We start from the raw sequence: 25,047 nt of genomic DNA, 5'->3' as shown, positions 1-25,047 counted from the left end.
TAAATAAGGGGAGTGGAACACGAGCTAAGGCGCGTTCTTCACCCGTTCGTACTCACCCCAGAAGTCTGACATCGGTCTGGGTGTACCGTTCAGGAAATCCTCCAGATATAGAAGGTGGGTTTGCCACCCCGTGAGGTATTCGCCCACCTCTTTGGTAAGACCGATGTGTCGCACGGTCAGTATTTGCGAACCAGCCGTTGATTCAATGGTGAACGAGACTTGGGAAGGATCCTCATCGGGGAATTTCCAAGTCATCTCGAGTGATTGGCCAGGCTTGCAGCTGATGATTCGACTGGTGCAGACGTAGTCTTGCGCATGCTCAATCTCGACATTTGAGCCAATGCTGAAGGTTCCACTCAGGAGCGTTCCGAGCCAGCGCTGCAACGGTTCAATGCCAGTGAGCGCACGCCAGATCAGGCCACTGGATGCATCAAGTGTCCATTGCAGGCAGACTGTGCCAGATGGGACGTCGAAACTTTTGCGGAGCAGTGGCATAGGCACCAGACTAACTAGCTTCGTTCGCGGGGTACACGCTCGTGGTCAACAGCTGCACGCACTCTGCTGTATTCAAGGCATTCCAAGCGCACGGAGGAGGTTCAGATTTCCATTACTTTACATAATGTAGATTATCGGCTTACAGATAACCTGTACGGAAGTGCCTGATTATCGCGCGTTCGATCCATATATCAACTAAGCCTTGTCCTGCAATTCCAGCCGATGCCTAGCGAAGTCCAACGTCTGCCTAATGAACTCGCGTGATCGTTCATCATGCATGGAATAGATGACGTGGCGTCCAGACTTTCTGGTTTGCAGTACGCCGGCAGTTCGCAACCTGGACAGCAATTGGCTGGCAACAGTTGAGCTCACGCCAACCAATTGAGCCAAATCCGACAGGGAAAGATCCTCCGTAGATAATGCCCAAAGCATCTGGAGCCGCGCTGGATCTGACAATGTCTTAAGTACGGTTACTGACATGTCCAAAAGATCACTGGAGACGATCTCATCTTCAGCCACGTGGGCAATGAATTCGCTGGTCATCTCACGCACTCCCTCTCCGAACTTCACCTGCTTCGCTGCAGATCATCTCGTATGGTCCAGCTCTGTGGGTGTGTCCATTATGGCCACGGATCGACATAAAGCGATAGGCATACGCCAGATTCCCATGGAATAACCGTCCGCGCAGAGTTTCCCTACGTCACTCCCCTTGGATAAATCATCCAACTCGAAATAAAGTAATTCGTCTATGACTAGGCGTTTAGCTGCAGAAGAAGAATGTCGTTGAGTCTACCGATGGTCTAATTTGATGGCGATCGGATCACAGAAGATTGGTCAGGTCCCTGGTCGATGGCAAAATTTAGATATGACTACTCCGTTGCTGCGCATTCCAGATAGGAATAAGTACGCTCAGAAAATTACCAAAGTACTCGAGCAGCAACACATTCAGGTAGACCCTGTTCAGCGCGAGCTCATTGAGATCCTTGATCGCTGTCTGGGCAAGTCGAAGTCGGCCGCACACCCGGGAATCTATATCTACGGACCTCCAGGCCGCGGCAAAACCCTGATCATGAACACCTTGGTATCGCTGATGCCGCCTGCCACCACGGCACGCTATCACTTCCACGAGTTCTTCCAGCGCTTGAACTCCCCCGCCAATCGCATCCCCGGCCAGCGGCTGGGTGCAATCTTTGCGCAAGGACTTGAGCGCGAACTCGCTGGACTAGAACTACTGGTCTTCGACGAGTTCCATTGCACCGAACCAGGCGATGCCATGTTCATGGCCAAGCTCGTGCGGCATTGTGCCGAACACCGGATCCAGTTGATCACCACGTCCAACTATGGTCCGGAGAAACTGTTGGACGATGACACGTTCCATCATCTCGTTCAGCCAACGATCGATCGAATCAAAAATGACTTCGTCATCTTCGCGCTTGATCATCAGGTGGATTACCGGCAACTTGATGCTGATCCCCAACAGGTGCTCGAAGGCTATCGCCTGGGCAGCTTGAACCTCTTCGAGACCCCGGCTGCGCAGCCAGAACACGATACGATGATCCAGATCGGCTACGACGAGATCGGTCCCGTGCATCTGAACGCAGAGACTATTTGGATCACCTTCGATCAGATCTGTCGAACTCGACGCAATACCGCTGACTATTTGGAATTGGCAGGAAGATACTCTTGCTGGCATGTCACCGGGATTCCAGCTAGTACCAACATGCCAATGGATGAGGAACGTCGTCTGGCGAACCTTATCGATATCTTCTACGACAAGAACGTGGAAGTACATTTGTATGCCGCAGACAACCTGGGCAACCTAGGGCATATGCTGCACGATACTGAAAAGGCCCGGCTCACCTCGCGTCTGGCTCAACTGCAACTCAACGAATACGAACGGACCAGCGCTTCCTCATGAATACCGAGTACACCGCACAGGATATCGAGACGATTGTCCGCGACGTCTTGTCCAGTGCTGATGAAAACCTCGTATTGCCCATTGTCCAGCTAGGCCATCCGGTTCTGCGGCAGCAGGCTGTGGCATATGAGAATCAGCTGCCAACGGATCTGCTTGAGGAACTCTTGGAGGCCATGCGCCAGACCATGTATGACGCGCCTGGAGTTGGTTTGGCAGCGCCACAGGTAGGCATCCCGTTGCAGATCGCCGTACTTGAAGATCTGTATCCGATTCCCGAGGAAGCAGCCACGATGCGTGAGCGCGAGCCACTGGAATACTTTGAAATCTTCAACCCGGAATACGTGTCCGCTTCCGAGCGCGAGGCAGTCTTCTATGAAGGCTGCCTGTCCTTTGACGGGTTCCAAGGTGTCGTGACCCGTCCTGCCGACATCAGTGCTACATACAAGGATCGCGACGGGCAAGAAATTACCCGAAGCTTCTCTGGCTGGCAGGCACGCATTGTGCAGCATGAAGCCGACCACCTGTCGGGCACCGTGTACATCGACAAGGCCGAAACCCGCTCACTGATTGATGAGACTGAACTGTGGCGCCATGAAGGCATGGATGTGGCAACAGCACAGAAGGTTCTGAACTTCTAATGTCATCTGGCACCACGACGATTACCTGTCCAGTCTGCGAGCAGACTCTGAGCTTGGATGAAACGCCTCGCCGCAGCCTGAACTGCGAATCCGGCCACCGCTTTGACGCCGCCAAACAGGGCTACTTCAACTTCCTCACCGGCAAGGGCACCAACTTCCTCGAAGACACCTCGGCCATGGTCCAGGCCCGTGATGCGTTCCAGTCCAAGGGACACTACGAACCACTTGTTTTGGCCTTATCTAAGCTGATCAATGATCACCATGAGGCTTCCACCCTCGATGTCTTGGATGCGGGAGCCGGCACCGGCTATTACCTCGAGAAGATCTTGGAGCACTCCCCTGCTCCAAGCCACGATGCTTTGGCTCTGGACATCTCCCGCTACGCCATGCGCAAGGCGGCCAAGGTTCCGGCAACCCTGGCAGTCGTGTGGGATGTCTGGCGCAAGCTGCCGACCGCAGATCAATCCCGCGATGTGGTTCTGAACTGCTTCGCTCCGCATAACCCGGCAGAGTTCCGCCGTGTGCTGCGGCCCAACGGACTGTGCCTGGTAGTGACCGGTGAACCCGACCACCTGAATGAGGTCATTGAACCATTAGGCATGCTCTCCGTCGCCGAGGGAAAGCAAGCGGCACTGGCAGAAAAATTTGGTGCCGAAGGACTGCGACATGTCGAATCGCAGAAGTTGTCTTACCAGATGGACTTGCAGAGCGAAGATCTCTTTAACCTTGCGTTTATGGGGCCAGCCGGACATCACCTCTCCCCCGAGACCCTAGAGCAGCAAGCCTTAGCACTAGGTCCCCAGCAGGTAACAGCCTCCTTTGGCGTACATGCATTTGTTCCGCAGGCCTAGAAAATACCCCAAAATGACTACACCTTTATCGTGCTCTCTACGGCAGAATGTAGGAAAGGCCAGTTATTACTGGCCAGTGTCCTAACAGAATTTAGGTGGATGCCATGACAACGGCTGAATGGATCATCAGCAACGCTTGGGTGATCTGGCTGGCACTGTTCTTACTGCTGGCGATCATCGAGATGCTCTCACTTGATCTCTACTTCATCATGCTCGGCGTTGGCGCCCTAGGTGGAGTAGCGGTTGCACTGCTCAACGGTCCGATGTGGCTGCAGGTCCTTGTTTTCTGCCTCATTTCATTGTTAATGATCTTCTTGGTCCGGCCTATCGCGGTCAAGCACTTACGGAAATCTCCCGAGGGATTCCGCACCAACATCGAACGACTCATCGGTGCGGATGCGCTCATTCTTGAACCAACTTCGCGCATGTCAGGTTCGGCCAAGATCCGTGGAGAGATCTGGACTGCTCGTGCCGACGCAAATGTTCCAAGCATGAATCCGGGTACGTACGCAGTAGTTTCACGCATTGATGGAGCCACCGCTTACCTGACAGCGAAGTCTCCTGACCCTGCCGACGGCTAGTTAGCCTGACGCACCCAATTTTTCATCACCCCTGCACAAGGAAAGAGAGTACGAACCATGAAATCAGATGGTTTTGGCTTGACTATTGTGCTTGTCGTATTGGCAATCTTCGTGATTGTCGTCCTGCTGCGCAGCGTGCGCATTGTGCCCCAGGCACGTGCTGGCATCGTTGAACGCCTCGGCAAGTACAACCGAACCCTAAATCCCGGCCTGACAATCCTGATCCCGTTTGTGGACCGTTTGCTGCCGCTGCTGGACCTGCGTGAGCAGGTTGTCTCCTTCCCACCTCAGCCGGTGATTACCGAAGACAACCTGGTAGTTTCCATTGATACCGTGATCTACTTCCAGATCACCGAGCCACGTGCGGCGACCTACGAGATCGCCAACTACATCCAGGCTGTTGAACAGCTAACCACCACTACGCTTCGTAACGTAGTCGGTGGCCTGAATCTGGAAGAGGCCCTGACCAGTCGCGACCAGATCAATGGACAGCTCCGCGGAGTCTTGGACGAGGCTACCGGCAAGTGGGGCATTCGTGTTTCACGCGTCGAGCTGAAGGCTATCGATCCTCCGATTTCCATCCAGGATTCGATGGAAAAGCAGATGCGCGCAGATCGTGATCGCCGTGCCGCAATCTTGACCGCCGAGGGTGTCAAGCAGTCCTCGATTCTGACCGCCGAAGGCGCACGCCAGTCCTCGATCCTGAAGGCCGAAGGTGATGCCCAGGCATCGATCTTGCGCGCAGATGGTGAAGCGCAAGCAATTCAAAAGGTTTTCGATGCAATTCACGCCGGCAAGCCGGACCAGGAGTTGCTCGCCTACCAGTACCTGCAGACCCTGCCGAAGCTCGCTGAGGGCACCTCGAACACGCTGTGGGTTATTCCAAGCGAGCTGACCGAGGCGCTCAAGGGCATCGGCGGCGCACTGGGTGGATCCGGAGCTAGCAGCAAGCCTGCAGCTCCCGAGGCTCCATCGGCCCCTGAAAACGGCCTGTAGTAGCCACCGGTTCAGAACCGAATAGCCGTCTGCGGCGAGGTGCATACAATGCACCTCGCCGCAGACGCGTATAATGGATGTTTTGGTACCAAGGATTATCTTCCCCTCTAGTCGGAGGGAATTATTTCCGAGTGCCAAACGTTGGTACGTGTAGCGAATTCTTCAATCATCGCGGAGGGAAAACATGAGCGATCGCAGCCTACGAGGCATGCGCCTGGGTGCACAGAGCATGGAATCTGAGGCAGGTGTGGAGCCGGCTGCCCGTCAGCGTGTGGAATACCGTACCGAAGAGGGCGAGACCGTCTTCGTCGTCTTTGCAGCTGAAGCTGAAATTCCAGCAATCTGGCACACCAAGACCGGTAAGGAAGCTAAGCTCGTCCACGGCGAGGCAAAGGCCGAAGAGCCAGGAAATGAAAAGCCTGTTCGTACCCACTGGGACATGCTCCTTGAGCGCCGTTCCGAAGAGGAACTGGAAAAGACTCTGGCAGACCGCCTGCAGCAGCTACGCACTGCACGTGGAGACGCTGTCTAATATCCCGCGTTGACGGCTTGGCTGCTCTAGCATGGCCGTCTGGGACTGGGTGAGGGCTGGGTTGATAACCATTGGTTATCAACCCAGCCCTCACCCTTTTAATCTGCTACTGGCTTAGCCTGTGGGTGCTTCTCCCCCACTGGAAAAAATCGCGGTTAAGTTCATCTGGCGTGCAACGAAAGATCGTTGCACGCCAGAGAAATAAGTTCGTGTCTACTTCTTGGAAGTCAGCTTCTTCCAGCGGGCACCCAGGCCCCAGCGGGTGACATTCCACATTGCTTCAAAAACGATGTTTCCGCTCATCTTCGAGGCGCCCAATTCGCGCTCGACGAAGGTAACAGGAACTTCAACGATCTTCTTGCGAAGCATGGCTACACGGAAGGTCATGTCCACCTGGAAGCCGTAGCCGCGTGACTCAACAGCATCAAAGTCGATAGCTTCAAGGGTTTCGCGCTTAAAGGCGCGGTAACCGGCGGTGATATCGCGCAACGGCAAGCCCAGCATGGTGCGGGAGTAGAAGCTGCCGCCACGGGAGATGATCTTGCGCAGCAGTGGCCAGTTCACGACTTCGCCGCCCTTGACCCAACGCGAACCGATCACCAGGTCGGCGCCAGCAGCGCTGGCTTCCAACAGGCGTGGCAGCTGTTCTGGCATATGCGAGCCGTCGGCATCCATCTCTACCAGCACGTCGTAATCGCGGGCAAGCGCCCATTCGAAACCAGCGATGTAGGCCGCTCCCAAGCCATCCTTGCCGGTACGGTGCAGCACATTGATGTTCGAATCCTCTGCAGCCATCTTGTCTGCGAGTTCACCGGTGCCGTCTGGCGAGTTATCATCGACGATCAATACATCCGAGTCAGGAACTGCGGTACGCAAGCGTCCTACGGTCAGCGGGAGCGACTCCAGTTCGTTGTAAGTCGGAATGATTGTAATGACGCGCACGCGGCGGCACCTTTCTTGGTATACAACACAAAGCTTCTCGTCTGCTCAGGATACTTTCGGATTTGTCCTGCCGGATTCCGGAGCCAGAAAAGAGTTAGTCCAAACTCAAATTATAGTCATGATTTACCAGCCGGCGAACTGCAGACACCGCTTTAACGAACGATCCTCAGTGACTTCGGCCCTATTCTGCACACCGCAAGGCGCACAGAATGTTATCTAAGGTCACTGAGGATCGTTGTTCAGATTGCGAAGTTTCCAACGCAATGTTTGTGCCTCTCGAAGAGGTTCCTAGGCTAGCCTAGTCGCTTACCCACCTACGCTGTCAACCATCAAATGACTTCACGCTTTACCTAGAGTCCGCAAGTCAGGGCAAAATTAGTGAATTTCTTTTGCTTGTTGAGCATTTGTTTGACTTCAGGCAGATTCGCTTGGCTCAAGGGCATTGAAAAGGGTGACGCCGGCGCGTACAGTACGCAAGCACTGCGGAATCTCCTGATCAACAACCGGAAGCATCGGGGTGCCTGCGCGGGCGTCGGTGCTCCAAGAGCTGATCCGCACATCCGGCGTTTGCACAGCAAGTTCAGAGGCAGTCCACACGGCAAAAGTTGCCGGCGCTCCAATGACCAGCTGCCCCGCGTACGGGTTCATCTCCCCCATGGCTCGATAGGTCGAACGCGTCTGCGCCAGGAAGGCCGCACGAGCCGAGATGCGGGCATCGGTGTTGTTCATGTTCATGCCGGCACGAACTACCTGCCAGCCATCGACCTCGGTGACCGGTGCGTCAGAGCCGAGCACCATGGGCACGCCCGCGGAGAGCATGGCCGAGAGGTTGTTCATCGACGCGGCACGCTCCTCGCCTAGCCGCTGGATGTACATGCCGTTCGAGCCACCCCAGGCTTGGTCGAAGACCGGCTGCATGGAAACCATGATGGCGTACTGCAGCAGACGCGCCCGTGTAGCTTCGTCAACCATCTCCACGTGCTCCAGGCGGTGGCGGCACATCTGCAGCTTGGCGATGCCAATCTGTTCGGAAGCCAGGTCGAACCCTGCCAGCACCTCGTCCAGGGCGCCATCTCCGATGACATGGAACGAAGCCTGGATTCCGCGGGAGCTGCATGCGACCAGATGAGCCGCGATTTCTTCACGGTTCAGGTACAGGGTGCCGCGCTGCCCTGGCTTGTCGCTGTAATCTTCGCGCAGGTAGGCGGTGTGGCTACCCAGCGAGCCATCCACCCGCAGGTCTCCGCCCAAGCCCAGCAGTTTGCCTGCAGGGAATGAAGCGGTGAGTTCCTGGGCATGATCGGCATCGGCCACCAGCTCTCCCCAGTAGGCGTAGACCTGCGGCAGCTTGGAGCTGTCGATGGAAAGCAGCTGGTCCAGGGCCTCACGGCCCTCCAGGTGCGGGGCCGCCATCTCGACAACGCTTGCGAAGCCTCGGGAAGCATAGTGCTCAAGAGCAAGACGCTGGTATTCCTGTTCGGCCTTCTGGGTCTTGGTCAGGGCCTCGCGGACCGCATCGTGGTCAGCCCCTGCGATCGTGCCCGAAGACAGGTGGCCCAGATCCAGCAGGTCAAGCAATTCTTGGTTAACCAGTGCGCTGTGCACATCTCGGCGAGCCAGGTAGTAGCCTCGGCCGCCAACTGCGCTGGTCAGATCGGTTTCAGCCGGCAACTCTTGGTTGGCCCAATCCGAGTTGTCCCAACCCTGGGCCAGCACCATATTGGTGGAGTTCTGCGCATGCTCGGCGATCAGGGACAGCAGCGAGGAAGCCGACGATGCTGCACCGAGGTCAGCACCCGAGAGCGTGCGTCCCAGAGCCGCCAGGTGCGTGTGGGATTCAACGAAGGCCGGGGCGACCAATCCACCGTTGAGGTCAACGACTTCATCTACGGTGCCGGCATGGCGTTCGGCAGCGTCTTCTCCGCCCAACCAAGCGATAGTGTCCCCATCCACGACCATCGCGGTCGCGAATGGATCGGCTGCCGAGTAGATGGAACCGTTTCGGTAGAGTGTTTTCGCCATCAGGGTCTCCCTTTTCTCGTGCACTGACTAATAAATTCTTCGAACGCTGCTGCCGGTTAATCCAGCACGTTCGAGTACGCAACGACCCCGCGCTTGATCTGGTCAACTGCCTTGTAGGCGTTGCGAACCAGCAAGGGCGGAAGGTCAGTATTCTTGGCAAACTGATCCAGCGTATCGATAACTTGCTTGGCCCAGCGCACAAAGTCGCCGGGTGCCAGGTCGGTACCGCGCAGTGCGCTGTTCAAGCTCGAGCCGCGGGCCCACTTGTACATTGGCCAGATCAGTCCGGATTCTGGTGGAGCAGTTGGATCCAGGTTCAAGGCTTCTTCGGCATCCGAGAGCTCTCCCCAGATCTTAATGGTGCTGTTCCAGATCTCATCAATCTTGCTCGTCGGCATCTTCGGATCGGCACGATCCCCATCACGCCGGGCCTGGTAGACCAGGCTGGCCACGACAGCACACAGCTCTTCGGCGTTCAGCGCGGTCAGCTTTCCGGTTTCCAGGATCTGGCTGGTGAGCAGGTCGCGGTCGCCGTAAATGCGGCGCAAGCGGCGGCCCGAGCCGGTCAGCTCGAAGTCTTCACCATCGTTGGCAGGCATCAGGTATTCGAACTGCTCGAGCACCTTGCAGACCTTGTCGAACTGGGTGGCAATCGTGTTGGTCCGTCCACGGATGGCGCGTCGAGCCTTTTCCGTGTCCTTTTTCAGCTTCCAATACCGGTCCGCCCAGCGCATATGCTGGTCTTTCTCCGAACACGCGTGGCAAGGATGGTCCTTGAGTTCAAGGCGCAACTCGTTGATTTCGCGCTCGAAAGAGTCAGTGCCTTCAAAGTCGAAGCTCTGGGCATCTTGGCGCGGCGGACGAGACTCGTAGATCGCATTGCGCAACGACGAGGCAAGGTCACGGCGTTCCTTGGGAGCACGCCCGGTGAAGCCCTTGGGGACCTTGATACGCGAAACGATCTGCACCGGGCCATTGAGGTCTTCGGTGGAGATCCGACGAAGCTGGGCTTCCTCGGTGAGCACGGTGTGGCGAGGGTTGTACATCGCCTTATCCAGCTCCACAATTACGGCCCGCCCAAAGCGGCGGCCTCCTGGCAGATCCACGACATCACCGCGGATTACCGATTGCAAGGATTGCTCGGCCGCCGAACGGCGTTGATTGCGGCGGTCCTTGGCGGCGTTCTTTTCCACTTGCGCCAGGTTGCGCTGGAGCTTGAGGTACTCGGTGAAATCACCGAGATGGCATTCCATCGACTTTGCGTATCCGGCCAGGGATTCTTCCTTGGATCGAACCTGGCGGGCCATGCCCACCACGGAGCGGTCAGCCTGGTACTGGGCAAAGGAGGACTCGAGAATCTGTCGTGTCTGCTCGCGCCCAAACTGCGCCAGCAAGTTGGTCGACATGTTGTAGGTCGGACGGAAAGAAGAATTCAGCGGGTAGGTGCGCTTGGAGGCCAGGCCTGCCAGCGCTTCCGGTTCCAGATCCGGATTCCACACAACAATTGAGTGGCCTTCCACGTCAATGCCTCGGCGCCCGGCACGTCCGGTGAGCTGGGTGTACTCCCCCGAAGAAATCTGGACATGCGATTCGCCATTGAATTTGACCAGTTTTTCCAACACGACCGAACGTGCTGGCATGTTCACGCCCAGTGCCAGGGTTTCGGTGGCGAAGACGACCTTGATCAGGTTACGGGCAAAGAGGTCTTCGACGATCTCCTTGAAAATCGGCAGCAGGCCGGCATGGTGGGAGGCGAAACCTCGAACCAGACCATCGCGCCACGACCAGAATTCGAGCACGTCCAAATCTTCACTGGGGATTCTGAAGGCAACCTCATCCAGCGCTTGGGCAATTTCTGCTGCTTCTTCATTGGTGGTCAGGCGCAGGTCGGCCATGGCGCACTGCTGTACCGCCATATCGCAGCCCTTGCGGGAGAAAATGAAGAAAATGGCTGGCAGCAGACCCGCGCGGTCGAGCTTTCCGATAACCGATGGCCGGTTGATGCGATGGCCCATGCCAGCGCTGCGCTGAGGACCACGTCCCCCGCGGCCTCGGCCACGCTGAACCCGCCCGCCAGAGTTGTGGGTGCGCACCAGCTTGCGCAGTTCGGGGTTGACCGATGCCTTGGAATCGTCTTCTGCCACCTTGTCGAAGGCGACGTCTTCAGCGAAGAGATCCACGACGTTCGGTCCCACCATTACGTGCTGGAACAGCGGTACCGGACGATGCTCGGACACGATGATGTCGGTTTGACCGCGCACGGTGTCCAGCCAGCCGCCGAATTCCTCGGCGTTGGAGACGGTGGCGGAGAGGGAAATGATCTGCACGTTGGAGGGCAGATGGATGATGACTTCTTCCCAGACGGCACCGCGGAATTTATCGGCGAGGTAATGGACCTCGTCCATGATCACGTAGCCGAGCCCATCCAGGGTCTGGGAATCGGCGTACAGCATATTTCGCAGTACTTCGGTAGTCATCACGACGATCTGGGCTTCGGAGTTGATCGACGTGTCACCGGTGAGCAGCCCGACCTTCTGGGCGCCATAGCGATTGACCAGTTCCGAATACTTCTGGTTGCTCAGTGCCTTGATCGGCGTGGTGTAGAAAGCTTTGCGGTTTTCGCGCAGCGCCTGGTAGATGGCGTACTCGCCAACTACGGTCTTGCCGGCGCCGGTAGGAGCGGCAACCAGCACGCTATGCCCTTCGGCGACTTTCTGGCAAGCTTCGGCTTGGAATGGATCCAAGTCGAAAGAGAGGCTTGCGCGGAAGTCTGGAAGTGCAGTGCCGTTTTCGACCTGCCGTGCCTTGGAATTCGCGTAGCGTTCCGCGGGTGAAGTCACTTGTGGTCGTTCACTTTCTCGCCCTATGTCAGAGCTGGGATTTTGGTTCGTCAATCGTGCTCGGAGCGTCGATGTCTGTTGCAACGCCGCCTGCTGCCAGGCGCTCATTTTCAGCTTCCTGGGCTGCCAGCTTCTTTGCGCGCTTCTTGTCGTTGAAGTGGCAGATCAAGGTAGCTGCGGCGAAGGTCAGGAACAGTGGTCCGGCCAGCGCGAACATCGTGATCGCGTCGCCGCCTGGTGCTGCCATCGCGGCAACCAAAGCGATGAGGAAGACGGTAATGCGCCAATGCTTCAAGATGAGCTTGGCCGGCAGGATGCCGACCAAGTTCAGGCCAACCATCAAAACCGGAACCAGCATCGCCAGCCCGAAGGCAAGCAGCAGCCGGATGATAAATGGCAGGTACTCGGAAATGTTCAGCAGGTTATCTGAATTCTCCGGCGACAGGCTGATGAAGAATTCCAGTGCGAAAGGCAAGACGAAGTAAGCCATCGCGACTCCGCCAAGGAACAGCGGTACGGCGGCAGCAACGAAGCTGTAGCTCATACGGCGTTCGTTCTTCTTGAGCCCTGGAACGATAAATGCCCACAGCTGATAGAGCCACACCGGAGAGGAAACGATCAGGCCGACGAATAGCGCCACCTTGATCATGATGTCGAAGGGAGACATCACCGCGGTGAATACTACGGATCCGCCTGCCGCTTTCACGGGGGCGATCAGCAAGGCAAGCAGCCAGTCATAGACGAAGAAGCCGGCAATCGTACCTAAGGTCAGCGCAATGAGCGACTTGAATAAACGGTTGCGTGCTTCGATCAGATGCTCTTTAAGAGCCATCCGGCCTTCTGCGTCCTTGACCCGCTTCTTCTTGCTGCGAGGGGTCTTGTCTTTATTTGTTGCCACTGAAGAGGTCTACGAGTTGTTCTTTTCGTTGGGGTTCTGTTCGTTGACGGTGCCGTCAACGGTTTCTGATTTAGGATCGTCGTCCTTCATCTGGCGAACCTCGGACTTGAAAATGCGCAACGACTGGCCCATCGAGCGAGCCAAGCCTGGAAGCTTTGGAGCGCCGAAAAGCAGCAGTGCAAGTACGATAATGATGACGATATGCCATCCCTGCAAACCCATCATGTGGATTCCCTTCTCTCTGTATAAAGTCTACGTCAGAACAGCCGTAGGTCACGCATGTTCTGAGCTTGGCCGCGCTCCGCGCGACGTGTAACGCGACGTACCCGACGCGCCTCAATTCTTTCGGCTTTTCCCTGATCGCGAAGCGTTTTGATCTCTTCCGGATCCGCATGCGTAGCATCGGTCCCGTGGGGGTAGCGCCGTGGATTCGGTGCGTACTGGACAACGGTGCCTTCTTGGCTCAAACCGGCGCTGATGTGATCAGCAGCGTCGCCAAGGCCCTCAACTACTGCCATACCCCGCTTGAACAAGCGGAAGCCGGCAAGGGCCGCTACGAGTACCGTCGCCAAAACGAGTACAGTCCACAAAAGGACCCAGAACCACCAAGGAAGCATTTATTAATCCTCATACAATCGGATAGCCTCGTCCAACCAGTTCACTACGTGTTCGCGCGTAGCGTCAGGAGAGACCACTGTCAGTTTACCGCTATGGCGAGCCACCAGCGGCGCAGCTACTTGGTGATCGGAGAAACGGACGTTGGCCAAATAGCCAGCGCCGACCTTTCCCGCAGACCAGGAAAGCGGGTGGAAAGCTTCAATAACTGGCAAGAATTCCGCGTCAACATGCACCATGACCTCAAGATCGTCAGCGCTCGACTCGTATCGAATCTGCACATCTTGCTGGTCTTCATGCCGCACTGCCAGCGCGAATTGTTCACCTGCATTTTCCACGCATAACATCCGGTCCACCCGGAAAGTTAACAAGCTCTCACGTTTCCGGCACCACGCACGCAGGTACTGAACCGCACCATCTTCAATGAGCCGGATCGGTTCCACATCGCGTTCTTGGTGGGTCCGCGACCTGGCCGAGTAGTAATCAATGCGAACCACTTCTTGGGCGCGGATCGCCTGGATCAGCTGTTGCGGAATGTCGTTTTCACGCGCTTTGGACAGGGCGAATCCCAGCGCACCGTTCCATCCGTCAAAGCGTGCTACTGCGGAATTGACCTTGGCCAAAGCGGCGTTGAGTACCTGCTGGTGCTCGAATTCAGGAATACTGGCAAGGGCGTTGAGGCCGCCGAGGATGGCTACGGCCTCCAGTGGGGCGAGCTTTTGCGGCTCGGCCAGCAACGCCGCATTGGAAATCGTGACGGTATCGGATTCCACGTCGCCGTCGTTGACGTTGATCAGCTCATCGTGCTGGCCGTACGGAACACCGCACATCATGATCATGGCCAGCTCTTCACGAACCTTGGCCACGGTCATCGAATAGCGTTGAGCCAGTTCTTCAACTTCTACGATCCCGTGGGCGTGCACGTACTGGATCATGTCGATATTTCGCATGACCTGAGTCGTTGTGGTTCCACGACCGGTCGCTCTGTGAGGACGGAATTTGGTATCGGCGTAGGAATCCTTCGTGCCCTGTTCAAGCTGCGCGGTGCGCGCGTCGCCAAGGATCTGGCGCACCTGGTTGACCAGTTCGCCAGGGGCCAGCACTTTAACCGCTGGACCATAACCGGCTAATTGCTGGGCAAAGGAATGCGGATCCGCGTAGCCGATCTGCAGCTCATCTTGGTCGCTGCGTCCATTCACGGCCTGGGCGCGCAAAGGGATGGCTTCTTCGCCAAGGAGCTTGACCGTGGCCACCAGGCCTGGATTTTGCAGATCGAAGTCCTGCAAGACCTTGGTCATGTCGAAATCTTCAGGGCGGGCACGGTACGACGGATCCGAAGCCCCGGAGCCATGGCGGTAGTTGACGAACTTTCCCTGCACACGGGAGAGCCGGAAGACGCGGGTGTCCTGGCGCGTGTGATCATAGCCGGTGAAGTACCAGTTGCCGTAGCGCTGCCCGATCCCCCACACGTCCACGATCCGCTGGCTCGGTGCTCCATTGGAGGACCTGTAGTCGAACTTCAGCGTGTTGTGGTTGAACACTGCCAGTGCGCACTCGCGGAAGTTTGGTTCATCCAGGGACAGGCGCGGGACCAGCGAGCCAGCCAGGGATGCCACCGGTGAGGTGTCGCCTTCGTGACCGGTCACTCGTGCTGCGGCGTTGAGTCCCAGGGACTGCAGCTTGGTGTCCTTCCACAGGCTCGCAGCCAAGGCCACCAGGCCGGCTTCGGCAGGACTGAATTCCACCGGAGGCAAGAACCAGTCGGTGGTGTCGATGCTGTAGTAGGTGACACCATCGATCACTTCTTTGTTCAGCTGCAGGCCAAAGTCATTGCGGATGTCGTCTTTAAGACGATCCAACGCTTTTTCGCGTGTCTCTTTGGAACCTTCTGGCGCCAAATATGATCCGATGCGCTCAGCGTTGAACTTCCGAGAAGTCGTTGCCAGCGCGTAAATCAGGCTGGTCAAGCGTTCTGCTTTGCTGGGTCCCGAGGTTTGCTTTGTGCTCACGTGCCTACACTAACCAACTTTTGACTATAAGGATGACTTTTAAGACAGCAATGGCCCCGATTGTTTATCGGGGCCATTTGCCAGCACTAAGTATTACTTGGTGCCCATCAGGTCTACAACGAAGATCAGTGCTTCGTTAGGGGCGATGGCACCTGGGGCGCCACGTTCGCCGTAGGCCAGGTGCGATGGGATATCCAGGCGACGGCGTCCGCCGACCTTCATGCCCAACAGGCCCTGGTCCCAACCCTGGATGACCATTCCGACGCCCACTGGGAAGTCGAGGGTCTGTCCGCGGCCCCAGGAAGAGTCGAACTCTTCACCAGTGGACCAGGCAACACCGACGTAGTGCGCCTCAACGGTGGTGCCGGGAGTGACCTCAGCGCCGGTTCCTTCGACCAGGTCGGTGATGACCAGTTCTTCAGGAGCGTCGGTGCCTGGGAAATCGATCTCTGGCTTGGTGCGGTCGTAGTTGCGTTCTCCGAACGACATAGTCACGGCCTTTCTGTTACTTGCTTTCGCTTACCTTGTCTAATTCTACGTAGAAGACCAGTGGTCCTGCAGGACGTCCCTGGGCTTCGGCAGTTTCACCGTAGGCCAGGTCGGTAGGAATAGTCAGCAAGACCTTGCTGCCTTCCTTCAGACCCTGGAAGCCCTGCAGCCAGCCCTCGATGACTCCGCCAGCCATATCGGCTTCGTAGCCTTCCTTGCTGCCGAAGTTGCCGTCGAACTTCTTGCCGTCTTCCCAACGCACGCCGTGGTAGTGGGCAGTGACCTTGGAAGTTGCGCCAACCGCTGGGCCATCTCCTTCTTCAAGGATGTCCACTGCCAGGCCTGCTGGAGCTTCGGTGTCCTTCGGGATGGTGATCTTCGGTTCGCCCTTGCCGGTCTTCACGGTTGGAAGCTTGCCCTCGTCCTTGAGCTTCTGGACCTCTTCCTTGCCCAGTGCCTTGCTCGGGCTCTTGGAATCGGCAATATTGATCACGATCAACCGTTCGGCACGCGAACCTTCTGCTGGTTCGGATACGCTGCCATCAGCCTGCTGGACGCCTTCGATAGCCGCGTAGGCGATCCAGTCGCCGATCTGGGACTTGAGCAGGGTTTCGTACAGCTCAGGCATCTGCTCCTTGAGCGTTGCGTCCACCTTCATGGGAGCTGGTTCTGCAGTGAAGTTTTCGTTGGTCAGCAGGCCGTCGATGGTCTTGTACAGGCCCGACTGGATCTGGATGGTGTCGCCTTCCTTGATGTCGGCGCCTTCCCCCTCGACCACGGTGACGGCTTCTGCCTTCTCAGTCAGCAGCGGAGCGTCAAAGGTGACTTCCGGTGCGGTCTTGTTATCTGCTGCTGGCTTGACGTCAATGTCGCTCAGGGATGACGAACCCGAACCGCAGGACGCAAGAGCAAGGATGGACGCGGTGGCGCATACTGCCAAAACTTTTCGCACGAATCTTCTTTCCGATTGGACTAGCTGGTAATGCATTGCCGCCGCTGATGGAACCTGCGGGCAATGTTCTGCGTCCAGCTTAGAGGTTTTTGCTGTGTAAATACTTGTTTTCAGCTAGCTAAAGCTGCTGTCCCATGAGTTCGATGAGCTCGTCGACCTGTGCATTAACCGTTGCAAACGGGTCCTTGCACAGCACAATGCCGCCCGGACCGTCCTCATACTTCATGTGCACCCAATCGGCGCTGTAGCGTCGGCCATTGGCCCTGGCCGCACGAATGAATTTACTGCGCACCGCCGCGCGTGTCGTGGCCGGCGGATTATTGACCGCGTCCAGGATCTGCGCGTCCGAGACCACGGAGGTAGCCAGGCCGCGTCGCTTGAGCAGGTGGAACAAGCCGCGCTGCGGGTCGATATCGTGGTAGGTCAGGTTCAGCTGTGCCAGTCGAGGAGCTGAGAGTTCCAGGGAGTTCTTCTGTGCATAGCCCATCAGCAGCTTGTGCTTGATGGCCCAGTCGATGTCCTTATCGATCAGGGAGAAGTCCTGGGTTTCCACCGCGTTCAGCGTGCGTTCCCACAGTTCCAAGACCGTATCGACCTGATCATGGTGAGCGCCGTGGCGGGCAATGAATTCCTTGACTGATTCGAACAGGATCCATTGGATCTGCAAGGCCGTCGGCTCGTCGCCGCCCATCAGGCGCACCACGCTCTGGCCGGTGAAATCATGGGAGATCTGGCGGATGGAACGAATCGGATTTTCCAGCCGCAGATCATGGTAGATCTCGCCGGATTCGATCAACCGCAGCACCAGGTCCGTGGCACCGATCTTGAGCAGCTGGGTAGTCTCGCTCATGGTCGAGTCCCCCACGATCACGTGCAGCCGGCGGTGGTATTCGGCATCGGCATGCGGCTCATCGCGGGTGTTGATGATCGGCCGTGAACGCGTGGTCGCTGAGGAAACGCCTTCCCACATGTGGTCGGCACGCTGAGAGAACGCGTAGTTGACCTGTCCCTGGTCGTCAGAGACCAGATGCCCGGCACCGCACAAGATCTGGCGGGTGACCAGGAATGGGATAAGCATGTCAGCTAGGCGCTTGAACTCGATTTTTCGCGGAATCAGATAATTCTCGTGGCAGCCATAGGAGTTGCCAGCCGAGTCCACATTGTTCTTGAACATGTAGATCCGGCCTTCATGGCCTTCTTCTGCCAGCTGGTCTTCGGCCTGGTCGACCAGGTCGAGCATGTACACCTCGCCAGCGCGGTCATGGGCAATCAGCTGTTCGAGCTGGTCGCATTCCGCGGTGGCGTACTCCGGGTGCGATCCCACGTCCAGGTACAGGCGTGACCCGTTCTCCAAGAACACGTTCGAGCTGCGTCCCCAGCTGACCACGGGCTTGAACAAGTGCCGTGCGGCATCTTCCGGGGTCAAACGGCGCCCATCGGACGGGACATAGTTCAGTCCGAACTCGGTTTCCAGTCCGAAAATTCTGCGATCCACGCGTAGCTACTTCCCCTCAACTGCGGTTCTGCGCCTTTGAGGCAGAACTCGACTTTCAATGCTTTCAGCCCGTTGGGCTTACTGGCCGCCCTTTTGCACGAAACCGCGAACGAACTCTTCAGCGTTGGATTCCAGCACCGAGTCGATTTCATCGAGCAGGTCATCGACGCCAGCGGACTGGCCGGTGGTGTTCACCTGGACCTGTTCTGCTTCGGTCTGCTGGTTCTGGGTGTTGCGGCGAGCCGAGAAGCTTTCCTGAGTCATCGTTTTCTCCTAAGAAGTAGTGCGTCCCGGAATTACGCACCAGGACTCATGCCTATTCTGCGCCGATTAGCGACGCCTTGCCAATTCGTCGATAAATTCCGCAATCTCCAGCTGCGCCTCGAAGAGCTCGCCAATCTGGTTCCGGGTTCCGCGCAGCGGTTCAGGCATGTGGAACCGGCTGATCTTCCGGGCCCCGGGAACCGCAAAGGACAGTGCGTCCCAGTTCGCCGCCACCACGAAGGGTGCGTAGCGCTGCAGGGTCATGCCGCGCAGGTAGGCGCGGGTATCCTCCGGCGGATTGGCCACCGCCTGGTTGATCTGTTCCTGGCTGAACAGGCCCTGGATCGCTCCGCGTTCAGCCATCCGGTAGTACAGGCCCTTATCGGTGCGCAGGTCAGCCCATTGCAGGTCCATCATGGCCACGCGCGGATCGGCAAGCGATAGCTGGTGGCGTGCGGTGAAGGAAGTAATCAGCTTGTATTTGGCGATCCAGTCGACCTGGTCCGCTGCTTCCATCGGATCACGCTCGAGCATATCCAGAATCTCGGCCCAGCGGTTGAGGATCTCGGTGGTATCTGGATCATCGATGCCACGATCTGCACAATAGTTTTCTGCCGCCTGCAGGTAATGGCGCTGGATTTCGATGGCGCTCAGCTGAACTCCGCCACGCAACCGGACCTTGGTCTTCAAGGTCGGGTCGTGGCTGATTTGTTGCAGTGCAACAACCGGCTCTTCCAGTTCCAAACGCGGAGCCATCCCCGCCTCAATCAGGCTGAGCACCAAATTGGTGGTGCCCACCCGCAACAGCGTGGAGATCTGGCCCAGGTTCGCATCCCCGATGATCACGTGCAGCCGGCGGTACTTGTCCCAATTGGCATGCGGTTCATCGCGGGTGTTGATGATCGGACGGTTCACCGTGGTTTCCAGGCCCACCTCAGCTTCGAAGAAGTCCGCGCGCTGGGAAATCTGGAAGGAGGCACGCTCGTTGAGCATCCCCTGGCCCACGCGGCCAGCCCCGCAGAAGATCTGCCGGCTGGCGAAGAACGGGGTCAGCCCGCTGGCAATCGAGGAGAACTCGACATCGCGCGGCATCAGGTAATTCTCATGCGACCCGTAGGAGACCGACTTGTTATCGGTGTTGTTCTTGTACAGCAGCAGCTCACCGCTGCCCAGGCGCTGCGCGGTGGCAGCTGCCCGGCGCATCACCTCATCGCCGGCCTGGTCCCAGAGCACCGCATCGCGCGGAGTCATTGATTCGGGGCTGGAATACTCGGGGTGGGCGTGGTCCACGTACAGGCGCGCGCCGTTGCCCAGCACCATGTTCATCACCACATCGGTGGAATCCTTCTCCTGGTACAGCGTGGATCCCACATGCGCGTCGTTGCCATCCAAGGCAATGGACTCGGCGGTCCAGATGCCTTCCTCGTCCTCCAGCCCCGGTTCAACATCGGTCAGCTGGCTGGGGTGGGCTTGGTCGCGGTCCATGGCAAAGCCGCGGGCATCTTGCAAAGGAGACTCGTCGGTGTAGTCCCAGCGGGCGGCCTTGGCGGCCGAGTCCTGCTCGGCAACCAGCTGCGCGTAGGCATCGACAATCTGCGCCGAAAGCACCGTGGAATTGGCCTTCGGCATGCTCGGGCGGATAATTCCGTATTCGGTTTCCAGACCAACTAGCCGACGCGCGCTCATTTGCTGGCCTGCTGGTTGACCAGGGAACGGATATTGCTGATGCGTTCGCCCTTGCGTCCGGAAATACGGGCCCAGTCATCCGGGTTGGTGGTGTTGGGCATGTCTTCGTGTTCGGCGAATTCTTCGCGTACCGCACGCAGCAGGTACTCCATCTTCAGGCCGCGCTGCTGCTCGGTGATCAGTGCCTTGATGGCGTGCTTCTTGGCCCGGTCCACGATGTTGTGGATCACCGCGCCCGAGGCGAAGTCCTTGAAATAGAGCACTTCGGTGGCCCCGGTGATGTAGGTGACTTCCAGGAACTCGTTGATTTTCTCGGTGGAGTACATCGCCTGCACGGTCCCGCGGATCATGCGTTCAATGGTGGCACGGGCATCTTCGCCGTCCGCGGCCAGCTCCTCGGGGTGCAGCGGCAGATCGGTGGTCAGGTACTTGCTGAAGATCTCTGCTGCACCTTCGGCATCGGGGCGGCGGATCTTGATCTTCACATCCAGGCGTCCTGGGCGCAGGATCGCCGGATCGATCATGTCTTCGCGGTTGGAGGCGCCAATGACAATGACGTTGTCCAGGCGCTCCACGCCATCGATTTCAGCCAGCAGCTGCGGAACGATGGTGGTTTCCACATCCGAAGAGACACCGGTGCCGCGGGTGCGGAACAATGCTTCCATTTCGTCGAAGAACACCACGACCGGGTCCCCGTGCAAGGCCTTTTCGCGGGCGCGGGCAAAGATCAGCCGGATATGGCGTTCGGTTTCACCGACGTACTTGTCCAACAGCTCCGGGCCCTTGATGTTCAGGAAGTAGCTGCGGTTATTGGTACCTTCCTTGCGTTCGACCACGCGCTGGGCCAAGGAGTGTGCCACGGCCTTGGCGATCAGTGTCTTGCCGCAACCTGGAGGGCCGTAGAGCAAGATGCCCTTGGGCGCGCTCAACCCGTGTTCGCGGTAGAGCTCTGGGTGGGTGAAGGGCAGCTCCACCGAATCCTTGATGGCTTCGATCTGGGAGTTCAGCCCACCGATGTCCGAATACGCGATATCCGGGACTTCTTCGAGCACCAGGGACTGCATGTCGGTCAGCTGCACGCGGGATACGGCCATACCGGTGCGCCCGTCGATGCTCAGCTGGTCGCCGACGCGCAGGTGCATCTCGCGCAACGGTCCGGCCAGTTCGATGACCCGCTGGTCATCGGCGCGGGCCATGACTACCGCGTGGTGGTTTTCCAGCACTTCCTTGACGGTGACCAGTTCACCGGTTTCTTCGAAGCCCAAGGCTGCGACGATGACCAGTGCTTCATTGAGCAGCACCTGCTGGCCGATGACCAGCTTGTCGAAGTCCAGCAACGGGCTGAGCGAAACGCGCATTTTGCGTCCCGAATAGATCACGTCCAGCGACTGGGCGCCGGTGGATTCAATGCCCATCCCCGGTTCAGGGTGCTTACGCGGGTGTTTGGCCACGATGGTGCCGTGGCTGAAGGGGGTATCGCCGTCTTTTTCCAGCGCGGACTTCAGGTTGATGATCTGTTCGCGAGTGGTCTCAAGCAGCGCGACCAGGCGCTGGTTGTTCCCGCTGATCCCGGCCAGTTGCTTGTCGAGGTTGCGATTCTTGTCGCGTAGCACGTTGACCTGACGTTCGGTCATCTGCAGCCGCTGGGCTAATTCCTCTGCCTCGCGATTTTCGTTCACGTTCCAACCTCCAACATCCAACGTCACCGAGAGCGGTTTTTGCTCCGATGAGGTTTTTTGCGGTGCGTGGCGCACCGGCTTACTTCCATCCTAGGAACTGCAGGCCCCGAGCGCAGAACACCCGGGGCCTGATGTCATATATTGAGACACAAAATTCCCAATACCATGGTCCCGTTTAGGCTTCGGCTCCAGCGTCTTCGGTGCCTTCTTCGCCGGCGCGCACGCGTACCGACTGGTTTGCATCGCGGGCGGCGCGGCGCAGCTTCTTATCCGACAGGCCGCGTTCGCCCAGGGCTTCGGCGGTCCACTCCTCTTCGGAGTGATCGCGGGTCCAGGCGCTCAAATCCTCATCCGAGTAGGAGTGCTCCTTGATGCGCTTGGCCTTGGGGATGCCATCGGCCGAGTCCGCCAGGCGGCGGCAGGTGATCAGGAATGCGGTGTGTGCGACCATGCGGTGATCCGGACGGACTGCCAGGCCATCCACATGCCAGCCACGCACCAGGGTTTCGAAGCATTCAGGTTCGGTGAACTGGCCCGAGGCGCGAATCGCTTCGACCACGCGGGACATCTGGGTGACCGAGGAAACGTAGTTGGTCCAAACCCCGCCCGGAGCCAGCACGGTAGCTACCGCATCCAGGCATTCCCATGGGCTGAGCATATCGAGCACCACACGATCGATGCTGCCCGGTTCTTCGAGCTCAACGACCCGGTCCTGGAAGTCTCCGATGGAGATCTTCCACGATGGGTGCTCGCCGCCGAATACCGTCGAGATGTTTCCGCGTGCGATATCAGCGAATTCTTCGCGGCGTTCAAAGGAGTGCAGGAATCCTTCGTCGCCGACCGCGCGAAGCAGCGAGATGGACAGCGCGCCGGAGCCGACGCCGGCTTCCACGACGCGGGCGCCGGGGAAGATGTCGCCGAACTGCACGATCTGCGCGGCGTCCTTCGGGTAGACCACGGTCGCGCCGCGAGGCATGGAGAGCACGAAGTCCTTGGCCAGCGGGCGCAGGGCCTGGTAGCGGAAACCATCGATGTTCTCGATGACCGAACCCTCGGGCAACCCGATGATGTCCTCGTGCGGCAGCACGCCCTTGTGGGTGTGGAATTCTCCCCCGCGCTGCAAGGTGATGGTGTTGATCCGGCGCTTCTCGTCGGTCAGCTGCACGCGGTCCCCTACACGGAATGGGCCGCGGCGGGCTGCCGCTCCGTGGGGTGCCTGGCTCTTAGCTTCGCTCACTGATGTGATCCTTTTCTTGGTGCTTTGAAGTCTGTTTAAAGTTTACTTGCGGCGGCCGGTGACGGCCTTGATGATCTCGCGCTGGTGCAGCAGGCCCACTACGTGGCCGCTGGCGCTGATCACCGCGTATTCGGCGCTTTCAACGCTGGCCAGGTAGTCGATCAGCGCACGGCCATCTGATTCCTCGGCCACAATGGCGCCTTGACCCAAGGCCCGGGAGACGGCCAAGGCCGGCACGTTGCCGCCCTGGCGTGGATCCACCTTGGCTAAAGCCTGAGCATCGATCACGCCTACCGGCATGCCCTTGGGATCAACCAGGATGATTTCTCCCCCGCGGGCGGCCTTGCGGCTGAGCACGTCGGAAACCATCGCATGGGAGACCATGGCCGAGGCCGGGCTCATCAGATCCGAGGCGATCACGGTAGGCAGGTTCAGCATCATCTTGGAGTGACCGATCAGCTGCGTGGTAGCCTGCCACATGAACATTGCCACCATGATGCCGACCACCACGGTGATGATCTGCGGCTGCTGCCCGCGCAAGAATGGCAGCAGCACGAAGTAGAAGACGATTCCTACGGCAATGACCCGGCCAACCCAGCACGAGGCGATGGTGCCCTTGAATTGCGAGCCGGTCGCCTTCCAGACGATCGACTCCACCAGGCGCCCACCATCCAGCGGCAGTCCGGGCAGTGCGTTGAAGGCGCCGAGCAGCAGGTTTGCGTAGACGAAGAAGTCCAGCAGCAGGTTCGGGTAGACGCCAAGCTGGATATTCTCCATGACCAGCCAGCCCAGGCCGGCTAGGACGAAGTTGGATAGCGGACCGGACAGGGCCACCCAAAGCGAGGCGCCGGGCTTGGCTTTGAAGGAACCGAACTGGGTGTGCCCGCCCATGAGCGTGAGCACGATGTGCGCATCAGGCCATTTGAAGGCGCGCGCGGTCATCGCGTGCGCCACCTCGTGGATCAGCACTGCCACGGCTATGGCCACCGCACAGGACAGGCCCATCAGGTAGGCGTTCAGCGGAGGGATGACTCCCCCGCGCGCCAGCTGCATGCCAACGCTGAAGGTGATCACCGCGGTGATGATGAACCACGAGCTGGACAGGTAGACCGGAACTCCGCCGATACGCCCCAGCTTGATTCCCGGGGACTTTTCTTGAGTGTCGCTCACGCGCTAACCTGCACCAACCATCGAGTCATTTCCTGCACATCTACGGATTCCAAGCTGTCGATCCGGCGCCAATTGCCCGCTCCGGGATCGGTGGCATTGGGAATCAGCACCGCATGCAATCCGGCCGCCGAGGCCGAAGCGATGCCGGGCACCGAATCCTCAAAACCGATGCACTTGGCCGGTACCAGGTCCCGGCCGGTGTATTCGCTGAGCAGTTCCAGGCCGGCCAGGTAAGGTTCAGGGTGCGGCTTGCCCTGCTCGACTTCTTCGCCGGTGACGCTGGCTTGGAAGGTGCCGGCAGGGATGTTGAGCATCAGTTCATCGACGATGCTGCGCTCGGACATGGTCACCAAGGCCTGGGGAATGCCAGCTTCCTTGCAAGCGGCCAGCAGTTCCCTCGCTCCCGGGCGCCACGGAATTTCGCGGCGGATGCCTGCGACAACCTGCGCGGAGAGCCAGTCGATGATTTCTCGGATTTCCAGCTTCACGCCGGCTTGCTGCAGGGCGCGGGCGCCATCTGGCAGGGCGTTGCCGACCAGTGCCAGTCCCTGTTCATGGCTCCAGGTTCCGCCGTGGGATCTCACCAGCTGGTCTTCGGCGGCAAGCCAATAGGGCTCGGTATCGATCAGCGTTCCATCCATATCCCACAGGACAGCGTGTGGGACGGGGCTCTCGCTTCCGGCGTCAAAGTCAAAACTGGTGCTTGGCATGAGTCCATTCTAGATGGAAGAGTGGGGC

24 protein-coding genes are annotated in these 25,047 nt (G+C 58.4%); 6 read left to right on the top strand and 18 right to left on the bottom strand.

Annotation, left to right across the window (positions count from 1 at the left end; genetic code table 11):
- Positions 1 to 24: 24 nt before the first annotated feature.
- Both AARI_RS18620 and AARI_RS09065 read right to left on the bottom strand, forming a co-directional pair.
- Positions 25 to 495, bottom strand: coding sequence for an SRPBCC domain-containing protein (locus AARI_RS18620; RefSeq protein WP_013349000.1), 471 nt, complete (start codon positions 493 to 495; stop codon positions 25 to 27).
- A 195-nt stretch (positions 496 to 690) separates the two neighbouring features.
- On the bottom strand, positions 691 to 1,038 hold the full coding sequence (locus AARI_RS09065; protein ID WP_013348999.1) for an ArsR/SmtB family transcription factor: 348 nt from the start codon (positions 1,036 to 1,038) through the stop codon (positions 691 to 693).
- A gap of 322 nt (positions 1,039 to 1,360) precedes the next feature.
- Here AARI_RS09065 and zapE point away from each other — a divergent pair, with 322 nt between their 5' ends.
- The 6 genes from zapE (at position 1,361) to AARI_RS09035 (ending at position 6,011) form a co-directional block, all read left to right on the top strand.
- The gene (zapE, locus tag AARI_RS09060; RefSeq protein ID WP_013348998.1) at positions 1,361 to 2,413 is read left to right on the top strand and encodes a cell division protein ZapE; all 1,053 of its coding nucleotides are present in this window, start codon (positions 1,361 to 1,363) and stop codon (positions 2,411 to 2,413) included.
- Positions 2,410 to 3,051 carry a peptide deformylase gene (gene def / locus AARI_RS09055; protein ID WP_013348997.1) on the top strand — a complete coding sequence of 214 codons (642 nt, stop codon included), beginning with the start codon at positions 2,410 to 2,412 and terminating at the stop codon, positions 3,049 to 3,051. The genes zapE and def overlap by 4 nt, the downstream gene beginning before the upstream one ends.
- Positions 3,051 to 3,902, top strand: coding sequence for a putative RNA methyltransferase (locus AARI_RS09050; protein WP_013348996.1), 852 nt, complete (start codon positions 3,051 to 3,053; stop codon positions 3,900 to 3,902). Before def ends, AARI_RS09050 begins: the two co-directional genes overlap by 1 nt.
- Before the next feature lie 104 nt (positions 3,903 to 4,006).
- Positions 4,007 to 4,483 carry an NfeD family protein gene (locus AARI_RS09045; RefSeq protein ID WP_013348995.1) on the top strand — a complete coding sequence of 159 codons (477 nt, stop codon included), beginning with the start codon at positions 4,007 to 4,009 and terminating at the stop codon, positions 4,481 to 4,483.
- A gap of 57 nt (positions 4,484 to 4,540) precedes the next feature.
- Complete coding sequence (locus AARI_RS09040; RefSeq protein ID WP_013348994.1) at positions 4,541 to 5,479, top strand: SPFH domain-containing protein; 939 nt, start codon at positions 4,541 to 4,543, stop codon at positions 5,477 to 5,479.
- 184 nt (positions 5,480 to 5,663) lie between these two features.
- On the top strand, positions 5,664 to 6,011 hold the full coding sequence (locus AARI_RS09035; protein ID WP_013348993.1) for an RNA polymerase-binding protein RbpA: 348 nt from the start codon (positions 5,664 to 5,666) through the stop codon (positions 6,009 to 6,011).
- 213 nt (positions 6,012 to 6,224) lie between these two features.
- Here the strand turns inward: AARI_RS09035 and AARI_RS09030 are convergent, their stop codons facing one another.
- From AARI_RS09030 to AARI_RS08955, 16 genes are all read right to left on the bottom strand, one after another.
- Positions 6,225 to 6,953, bottom strand: coding sequence for a polyprenol monophosphomannose synthase (locus AARI_RS09030; RefSeq protein ID WP_013348992.1), 729 nt, complete (start codon positions 6,951 to 6,953; stop codon positions 6,225 to 6,227).
- Between the two features lie 414 nt (positions 6,954 to 7,367).
- A complete protein-coding gene (locus tag AARI_RS09025; protein WP_013348991.1) occupies positions 7,368 to 8,975 on the bottom strand; it encodes an amidohydrolase in 1,608 nt (535 codons plus the stop codon).
- 56 nt (positions 8,976 to 9,031) lie between these two features.
- Entirely contained in the window at positions 9,032 to 11,815 is a 2,784-nt protein-coding gene (locus AARI_RS09020) for a DEAD/DEAH box helicase (protein WP_013348990.1), read from the bottom strand.
- A 28-nt stretch (positions 11,816 to 11,843) separates the two neighbouring features.
- Entirely contained in the window at positions 11,844 to 12,713 is an 870-nt protein-coding gene (gene tatC / locus AARI_RS09015; RefSeq protein ID WP_013348989.1) for a twin-arginine translocase subunit TatC, read from the bottom strand.
- Between the two features lie 9 nt (positions 12,714 to 12,722).
- Positions 12,723 to 12,935: a Sec-independent protein translocase subunit TatA gene (tatA, locus tag AARI_RS18615; RefSeq protein WP_081461216.1), complete on the bottom strand. Its 213-nt coding sequence runs from the start codon at positions 12,933 to 12,935 to the stop codon at positions 12,723 to 12,725.
- A 35-nt stretch (positions 12,936 to 12,970) separates the two neighbouring features.
- Positions 12,971 to 13,330, bottom strand: a complete 360-nt coding sequence (locus AARI_RS09005; protein ID WP_013348987.1) for a hypothetical protein — start codon at positions 13,328 to 13,330, stop codon at positions 12,971 to 12,973.
- A 3-nt stretch (positions 13,331 to 13,333) separates the two neighbouring features.
- Entirely contained in the window at positions 13,334 to 15,337 is a 2,004-nt protein-coding gene (locus tag AARI_RS09000; protein WP_013348986.1) for a helix-turn-helix transcriptional regulator, read from the bottom strand.
- Between the two features lie 93 nt (positions 15,338 to 15,430).
- The gene (locus tag AARI_RS08995; protein WP_013348985.1) at positions 15,431 to 15,826 is read right to left on the bottom strand and encodes an FKBP-type peptidyl-prolyl cis-trans isomerase; all 396 of its coding nucleotides are present in this window, start codon (positions 15,824 to 15,826) and stop codon (positions 15,431 to 15,433) included.
- A 16-nt stretch (positions 15,827 to 15,842) separates the two neighbouring features.
- Positions 15,843 to 16,778: an FKBP-type peptidyl-prolyl cis-trans isomerase gene (locus AARI_RS08990; protein ID WP_013348984.1), complete on the bottom strand. Its 936-nt coding sequence runs from the start codon at positions 16,776 to 16,778 to the stop codon at positions 15,843 to 15,845.
- 118 nt (positions 16,779 to 16,896) lie between these two features.
- The gene (pafA, locus tag AARI_RS08985; protein ID WP_013348983.1) at positions 16,897 to 18,273 is read right to left on the bottom strand and encodes a Pup--protein ligase; all 1,377 of its coding nucleotides are present in this window, start codon (positions 18,271 to 18,273) and stop codon (positions 16,897 to 16,899) included.
- A 78-nt stretch (positions 18,274 to 18,351) separates the two neighbouring features.
- Positions 18,352 to 18,537 (bottom strand): ubiquitin-like protein Pup, encoded by a 186-nt coding sequence (locus tag AARI_RS08980; RefSeq protein WP_013348982.1) that lies wholly within the window; start codon positions 18,535 to 18,537, stop codon positions 18,352 to 18,354.
- Positions 18,538 to 18,603: 66 nt separating this feature from the next.
- A complete protein-coding gene (dop, locus tag AARI_RS08975; protein ID WP_013348981.1) occupies positions 18,604 to 20,223 on the bottom strand; it encodes a depupylase/deamidase Dop in 1,620 nt (539 codons plus the stop codon).
- Positions 20,220 to 21,857, bottom strand: a complete 1,638-nt coding sequence (arc, locus tag AARI_RS08970) for a proteasome ATPase (protein WP_157867230.1) — start codon at positions 21,855 to 21,857, stop codon at positions 20,220 to 20,222. Before arc ends, dop begins: the two co-directional genes overlap by 4 nt.
- 220 nt (positions 21,858 to 22,077) lie before the next feature.
- A complete protein-coding gene (locus AARI_RS08965; protein ID WP_013348979.1) occupies positions 22,078 to 23,139 on the bottom strand; it encodes a tRNA (adenine-N1)-methyltransferase in 1,062 nt (353 codons plus the stop codon).
- 42 nt (positions 23,140 to 23,181) lie between these two features.
- Positions 23,182 to 24,309: a site-2 protease family protein gene (locus AARI_RS08960; RefSeq protein WP_013348978.1), complete on the bottom strand. Its 1,128-nt coding sequence runs from the start codon at positions 24,307 to 24,309 to the stop codon at positions 23,182 to 23,184.
- Positions 24,306 to 25,019 carry an HAD family hydrolase gene (locus AARI_RS08955; RefSeq protein ID WP_013348977.1) on the bottom strand — a complete coding sequence of 238 codons (714 nt, stop codon included), beginning with the start codon at positions 25,017 to 25,019 and terminating at the stop codon, positions 24,306 to 24,308. Before AARI_RS08955 ends, AARI_RS08960 begins: the two co-directional genes overlap by 4 nt.
- Positions 25,020 to 25,047: the final 28 nt, after the last annotated feature.

The sequence above is a fragment of the Glutamicibacter arilaitensis Re117 genome (assembly GCF_000197735.1).
Taxonomy (GTDB): domain Bacteria; phylum Actinomycetota; class Actinomycetes; order Actinomycetales; family Micrococcaceae; genus Glutamicibacter; species Glutamicibacter arilaitensis.
Note: the sequence above shows the minus strand (reverse complement) of the source record. Positions and strands in the feature narration are given on the sequence as shown.